At 71.4% G+C, this 6,042-nt stretch carries 7 protein-coding genes; 5 read left to right on the top strand and 2 right to left on the bottom strand.

Going from position 1 to position 6,042, the window contains the following annotated elements; genetic code table 11:
- The first annotated feature begins 110 nt into the window (after positions 1-110).
- The 4 genes from I5E_RS24155 to I5E_RS03085 all read left to right on the top strand — a co-directional run bounded on the left by I5E_RS24155 (position 111) and on the right by I5E_RS03085 (position 3,204).
- Positions 111-314: a hypothetical protein gene (locus tag I5E_RS24155; RefSeq protein WP_148286838.1), complete on the top strand. Its 204-nt coding sequence runs from the start codon at positions 111-113 to the stop codon at positions 312-314.
- A gap of 194 nt (positions 315-508) precedes the next feature.
- Complete coding sequence (locus I5E_RS25175) at positions 509-676, top strand: hypothetical protein (RefSeq protein WP_022905701.1); 168 nt, start codon at positions 509-511, stop codon at positions 674-676.
- A 39-nt stretch (positions 677-715) separates the two neighbouring features.
- The gene (gene nadE / locus I5E_RS03090) at positions 716-1,543 is read left to right on the top strand and encodes an ammonia-dependent NAD(+) synthetase (RefSeq protein WP_031261309.1); all 828 of its coding nucleotides are present in this window, start codon (positions 716-718) and stop codon (positions 1,541-1,543) included.
- Positions 1,544-1,755: 212 nt separating this feature from the next.
- On the top strand, positions 1,756-3,204 hold the full coding sequence (locus tag I5E_RS03085) for an SPFH domain-containing protein (RefSeq protein WP_022905699.1): 1,449 nt from the start codon (positions 1,756-1,758) through the stop codon (positions 3,202-3,204).
- A gap of 33 nt (positions 3,205-3,237) precedes the next feature.
- Here the strand turns inward: I5E_RS03085 and I5E_RS03080 are convergent, their stop codons facing one another.
- Both I5E_RS03080 and I5E_RS03075 read right to left on the bottom strand, forming a co-directional pair.
- Positions 3,238-3,675, bottom strand: coding sequence for a hypothetical protein (locus I5E_RS03080; protein WP_022905698.1), 438 nt, complete (start codon positions 3,673-3,675; stop codon positions 3,238-3,240).
- 25 nt (positions 3,676-3,700) lie between these two features.
- Positions 3,701-4,681: a phosphotransferase gene (locus I5E_RS03075; protein WP_022905697.1), complete on the bottom strand. Its 981-nt coding sequence runs from the start codon at positions 4,679-4,681 to the stop codon at positions 3,701-3,703.
- A gap of 268 nt (positions 4,682-4,949) precedes the next feature.
- On the opposite strand from I5E_RS03075, the gene I5E_RS03070 reads away from it, so the two are divergent.
- Positions 4,950-6,042, top strand: a 1,093-nt coding sequence (locus I5E_RS03070; protein ID WP_022905696.1) for an MFS transporter, incomplete at its 3' end; no start/stop codon positions are given.

Below are 6,042 nucleotides of genomic sequence, written 5' to 3'. Positions count from 1 at the left end.
GCGAGGAGGCGTCGGGGTCCTCCTGCAGCTCACCGGCCGTGACCAGCTGGGCCGCTGTCTCGACCTGCGCGGGCCGGAGGAACAGCAGCGGGATTCCGACCACGAGCTCGATGAATCCGTCGATCGCTTTGAACGCGAAGCCGACCAGGAAGACCAGGTCGAACCACCGTTCCCGTGTCCACCGTGCGTGCGTCATAGGAACCGGCAACCTCGCCTTCACCGGTGCCGAGGTCCTGCCGATGCTGCTCCTCGCCGGGCTGCTCCTCGCCGCCGGTGGCGGGACGCTCGTCGCCCGTCGCATGCGTCGGGTCTGACCCTGACGGGCGTCGGTCGTGACCGGCGCCCGTCTCCCGGGCCCGCGGCGCGTCTCGGGTCGTCGCGGTCCCGCCGGTGCGGTGGTGGTTCGGGCCACCACCGCACCGGCACCCCTCCTGCTGCTCCCCCGGCCGACCGGTCCCACCGGTCGGCCGCTCCCGCTCCTGCTCCCGCTCGCGACGTGAGGACCTCCGTGCACGACCACGACACCCACCCGCTCGACCGCCACGTCGGACCCCCGCACGTCGAACGCTTCGTGCTGACCCGGGCCCAGGAGACCATCGGCGTCGTCTGCACCTGCGCGATCGGTGCGGACCACGACAACACGATCCGGCCGATCGGCGCGGATCGCGTGCACTGAACCCTGTGCACGCGGCCGGTGCAGCGGGATACTGGGGTGGTGCGTGAACTCCAAGCCCAGATCGCGGCAGACCTCGACGTCCAGCCGACCATCGACCCGCAGCAGGAGATCGACCGCCGGGTCGGGTTCCTCCGCGACTACCTGCTCACCACCGGCGCGAAGGGGTACCTCCTCGCGATCAGTGGCGGGCAGGACTCGACCCTCGCCGGCAAGCTGACCCAGCTCGCCGTCGAGTCGCTCCGTGCCGACGGGCACGACGCGTCCTTCACGACCGTGCGCATGCCGTACCGCGTGCAGGCCGACGAGGACGACGCCCAGCTCGCGCTGCGGTTCATCGGCGCCGACCCCGGTATCACCGTCAACATCGAGCACGGCGTCGACGGTGTGGTGCAGGACACCGCGGCCTCCGGCGTGGAGCTGAGCGACTTCGTCAAGGGCAACGTGAAGGCCCGCATGCGCATGGTCGCGCAGTACGCCGTCGCCGGGCAGCGCGGCCTGCTCGTCGTCGGGACCGACCACGCGGCCGAGGCCGTGACCGGCTTCTTCACGAAGTACGGCGACGGCGGCGTCGACCTCACCCCGCTCACGGGCCTGACGAAGAGCCAGGGCCGACAGCTGCTCGAGCACCTCGGCGCGCCGGCCAGGCTGTACGAGAAGGCCCCCACCGCCGACCTGCTCGACGAGACACCCGGGCAGACGGACGAGGCGAACCTCGGCCTGTCCTACGCCGAGATCGACGCCTACCTGCAGGGCCACGACGTCCCGGTCGAGGTGGCCGAGGCGATCGAGTCGCGCTACCGGGCGACCGAGCACAAGCGCCAGGTCCCGGCGACACCCTTCGACGCGTGGTGGCGCCAGGGCGCGTAGACGCTCGATCCACCCCGTACAAGAGGCGCGGTGCGGGTCCGACCCGCACCTGGGCCCCGCCGGCCGGTTCCGGAGCGACGCGCCAGCGGCGGTTCGGCCGTGCCCGGTGGGAGCCTCCTGTCCGTCCCCGCGCGCTCCTAGGATGGAGACCGACAGAACAACAGATGCGGAATCCAGGTCGCCGCCGGTGACCCGTTCCGCGAGGGGGAGTCATGGAAGTCCTGTTCGCACTCGGAGCCGTCCCGCTGATCGTGGTGGGGATCGTCGTCCTGGCGGTCGTCGTCCTGATCTACGCGAAGCTCGTCTACCGGAACGCCGGCGCCGACGAAGCACTCATCATCACCGGCAAGCGGTCCCGCAAGGTGAAGAACCCGGACGGCACCGAGACGGTCGAGTCTGGCATCAAGGTCGTCCTCGGAGCCGGTGTGCTGGTCCGGCCGTTCTTCGAGCGGGTCGCCAAGATCTCGCTGAGCTCGCGGGCCATCGACATCAACGTCAACGCCCAGGACTCGCGCGGCGTGACCATCGACGTCGAGGCCGTGGCACTCGTCAAGGTGGGCGAGGCCGACGCCTCGATCCGGGCGGCAGCACAGCGCTTCCTCGGCCAGGAGAAGAAGATCGACGACTTCGCGCGCGAGGTCCTGTCCGGTTCCCTCCGTGCGTCGATCGGTGCGACCGACGTGTCGACGATCATCCGCAACCGCGACCAGCTGACGGTCGCCGTGCTCGACGTCGCGAAGGACGCGCTGCACAGCCAGGGGCTCGACGTCGACTCGTTCGAGATCAAGGGCATCTCGGACCGCAACGACTACATCAGCGACCTCGGCCGTGCCGAGCGCGCCCGGGTCCGGCTCGAGGCCGAGAACGCCGAGGCCCAGGCCGACCGCGAAGCCCGCGAGGCCCGTGCCACGGCCGACCAGGCGATCGCCGAGGCGGAGAACACGCTCGCGATCCGCCGGGCCGCCCTGCAGCTCGACGCCGACCGTGCCTCTGCCGAGGCCGCCGCCGCCGGCCCGCTCGCCCAGGCGCGTGCCGCCCAGGGCGTCGTCGAGCAGGAGCAGCTGACCGCGCAGAAGCGTGCCGAGCTCCGCCGCGCCGAGCTCGAGTCCGAGGTCTCCGCCGTCGCCGAGGCCCAGGCCCGCAAGACCCGTGTCGAGGCAGAGGCCGCCGCTGCCGCCCAGGTCGAGACCGCCCGGGCTCAGGCCGAGGCCCGACGCATCTCGGCCGAGGCGATCGCCGCCGAGGCCCAGGCGGAGTCCGAGGCCCGCAAGCTCGCCGCCGACGCCTCCCGCGCCGAGGGCGAGGCGGCAGCCGACGCGATCCGTGCCAAGGGTCAGGCCGAGGCCGACGCCACCAAGGCCCAGGCGGACGCCCTCGCCCAGCACTCCGAGGCGGTCCTCCGGGTCAAGGCCATCGAGACGCTGCCGAGCATCGCCCGCGAGCTGGCGGCACCGATGGGCAACATCGACAAGCTGACCGTCGTGTCCTCGGACGGTGCCGGCGCACTCTCGAAGAGCGTCGTCAGCCAGTTCAGCGAGGTCGACGCCCTGCTCGGGACCACCGCGGGCTTCACGTTGAGCGACATCGTGAAGAGCACCACGACGGGGCAGGCCGCGGCCCGTGCGGTCGTGCGTGAGCAGGAGTCCGCGACGGCCGAGTAGCCGGTCACGCGCCAGGTGCGGGCGCGGCGGGGATCAGTCCTCGTCGCGCCCGTCGTCGTCCCGACGGTCGCGCTGCTGGCCGCCGGCGTCCTCGCGCTCGCCCCGACCGTCCTGCTCGCCCGGGTCGCGCTCCGCGCCCCGACGCTGGTCCGCCAGCCGTTGCTGCCAGACGACGCTCCGCGCGGCCCCCTCGAGGACGTCGTCCACGCTCCGGCCGGTCTGGGCGGCGAGGGCTCCGCCGAGGCCCGCCGTCAGGGTGCCGCCGGCGGACGCGAGTCGTTCGACGACCTGCTCCTGCCGGTCGGTCAACGGTTCGTCGATCATCTCGTCGACGGTGTCGCGGATGTTCTGCTCGCTCGCGTCCAGGGCCGCCTCGTCACCCGAGTGCAGCGCGGCCGCCTCGCCGACGACGACGAGTCCGAGCCGCGCGGCATCGTCTTCCGGGCGCTGGCCTTCGTGCTCGTCAGTCATGAGCGGGACCGTACGCTCGACCGGATCACGCTTCCTGGACAGCGGGGTACGCCGGCGGTTCCCCCGACGGCCGTTCCGCCCACCGTCCGAGCAGCCACTCGGCCGCGGCCAGCCCCTCGCGCCGCTGGAAGTCCCGGAGCGTCGGCATGTGCGGGATGTCCGGCCGCGCCGCCTTCTCGAAGAACGTGCCGGCCAACCCGGCGAGGACCGCGTCCACGCTCGCTGACGGCAGACCGGCGAACACCGGGTGGGTGGCGAGGTGGTGCTCGACGTCGGCGTCCTCTCCGCGGACGAGCACGTCGAGCAGGTAGGTGAGCGGGTCGAGCCAGTGCGCGCCGACCGAGGCCCACGGCCAGTCGACGATCCAGACCACGTCGTCGGCGTCGACGAGCAGGTTGTCGGCTCGGCAGTCCACGTGCGCCAGCGACTGCCCGTCCGTCGCTGCGGCGGCTCCGCGAGCGGCCTCGGCGAACGCCGGTGCGGCGGCCACCACGTGGGCTGGGACGACCTCGGGGAACCCGCCGTCGAGCATCCGGTCCCACGCGGCGAACTCGACGACGAGGTCGTCCGCGACCCGGGGGAGCCGCGCGAGGGCTCCGGTGGCGGGCGGCAGGGTGTCGAGGGCGTCGAGCACCGCACCGATGTCGGAGCCGTCACGGGCGCCGCCCGGGTGGCGACCGTCGACGTCCTCGATGACGAGGGCGATCCAGTCGTCGCCGTCCACGGTCGCACGGAGCACCGTGTGGAGTCGCGGTGCCTGCACGGTGGACGGCAGGTGCCCGAGGACCTCGGCCTCGCGCTCGTGCATCCCGAAGGCGTCCGGGTTGCGGGAGCGTGCCAGCGTCTTCACGAACGCGCGCCGGCCTCCATCGGTCACCACCCGGTCGGCACCGCCGGGGGAGTACCCGCCCGCCTGCGACACGGCGTGCACCACCGCGCCGCCGAGCGCCGTCTCGATGCCCTCTCGCACCACCGCCGGCACGTCGGTCCAGGTCGTCCGCCCCATGCGGTCCGACGATACCTGCGAAGACGTTCACCAAGCATGCACAATGGGAAACATTGCGTTGCGGGCAAACCTGCTGGTGGTGTAAAGTTGCAGCGTCTGCAAGGTTGACCCGCCGTCATCGGCCCGCCACACGCTCCGGCGTCCCTCGCGACCACCTCCAGCCACCACACGCATCCCCGAAGGACCCGCATTGTCCACTGCCACCGCTCCCGTCGAGGTCCAGCGCGGGCGACAGGACTCCCCGGCCAGCGCGCCGGGGAAGCCGATCATGTCGCACCGCCAGATCCTCCTCGTCATCTACGGCCTCATGGCCGGCATGTTCCTGTCGTCGCTCGACCAGACGATCGTCGGCACCGCGATCCGCACGATCGGTGACGACCTGCACGGGCTCGACCAGCAGGCCTGGGTCACCACGGCCTACCTGATCGCGTCGACGATCACCACGCCGATCTACGGCAAGCTCTCCGACGTCTTCGGTCGTCGCCCGCTCTACATCTTCGGCATCGCGGTCTTCATCATCGGCTCGCTGCTGTCGACGATGTCCACGTCGATGATCATGCTCGCCGCGTTCCGTGCCTTCCAGGGCATCGGCGCCGGTGCGCTCATGTCGCTCCCGTTGGCGATCATGGGCGACATCCTCGCCCCCCGCGAGCGAGCCAAGTACCAGGGCTACTTCCTCGCCGTCTTCGGCATCTCGAGCGTCATCGGCCCGCTCATCGGCGGCCTGTTCTCGGGCGCCTCCACCATCCTGGGCGTCACCGGCTGGCGCTGGGTCTTCCTGATCAACGTCCCGATCGGCATCGCCGCACTCCTCATGGTGATCGCGTTCCTGCACCTGCCGAAGTTCGGCGACGCCAAGGCGAAGCCCCGCATCGACTGGTGGGGTGCCACCTCGGTCATCGTCACGCTCGTCCCGCTCCTCCTCGTGGCCGAACAGGGCCGCACCTGGGGCTGGGGCTCGGCCGGCGCGATCGCCTGCTACGTGATCGGCGCCCTCGGCCTGGTCGCCTTCCTCGTCATCGAGACGCTCATGCAGGACGACGCGATCATCCCGCTCAAGCTCTTCCGCTCGGGCACCTTCTCGATGGCCACGGTCCTCGGGTTCCTGGTCGGCTTCGCGATGTTCGGCGCCATGCTGACCATCCCGCTCTACCTGCAGATCGTGACCGGCCTGACGCCGACCGAGTCGGGCTTCGCGACCCTGCCGATGATCGGTGGGCTCATGATCGCCTCGATCGCGTCCGGTCAGATCGTCGCCCGCACCGGCCGCTACCGGATCTTCCCGGTGATCGGCACCGCGCTCGTGTCGCTCGGCTACGTCGTCCTGACGTTCATGACGATCGACCAACCGCTCTGGTTCC

The sequence above is a fragment of the Curtobacterium sp. B18 genome, assembly GCF_000333375.1.
Taxonomy (GTDB): Bacteria; Actinomycetota; Actinomycetes; order Actinomycetales; family Microbacteriaceae; genus Curtobacterium.
The sequence above is the reverse complement of the archived record's forward strand: the minus strand, read 5'-3'. Positions and strand labels throughout refer to the sequence as shown.

What these genes read in the sequence shown, in the direction of transcription:
- I5E_RS03085 (WP_022905699.1), top strand. Translation starts at nt 1,756, where the DNA reads ATGGAAGTCCTGTTCGCACTCGGAGCCGTCCCGCTGATCGTGGTGGGG.
- I5E_RS24155 (WP_148286838.1), top strand. Translation starts at nt 111, where the DNA reads ATGAATCCGTCGATCGCTTTGAACGCGAAGCCGACCAGGAAGACCAGG.
- I5E_RS03080 (WP_022905698.1), bottom strand. Translation starts at nt 3,675, where the DNA reads ATGACTGACGAGCACGAAGGCCAGCGCCCGGAAGACGATGCCGCGCGG.
- I5E_RS03075 (WP_022905697.1), bottom strand. Translation starts at nt 4,681, where the DNA reads ATGGGGCGGACGACCTGGACCGACGTGCCGGCGGTGGTGCGAGAGGGC.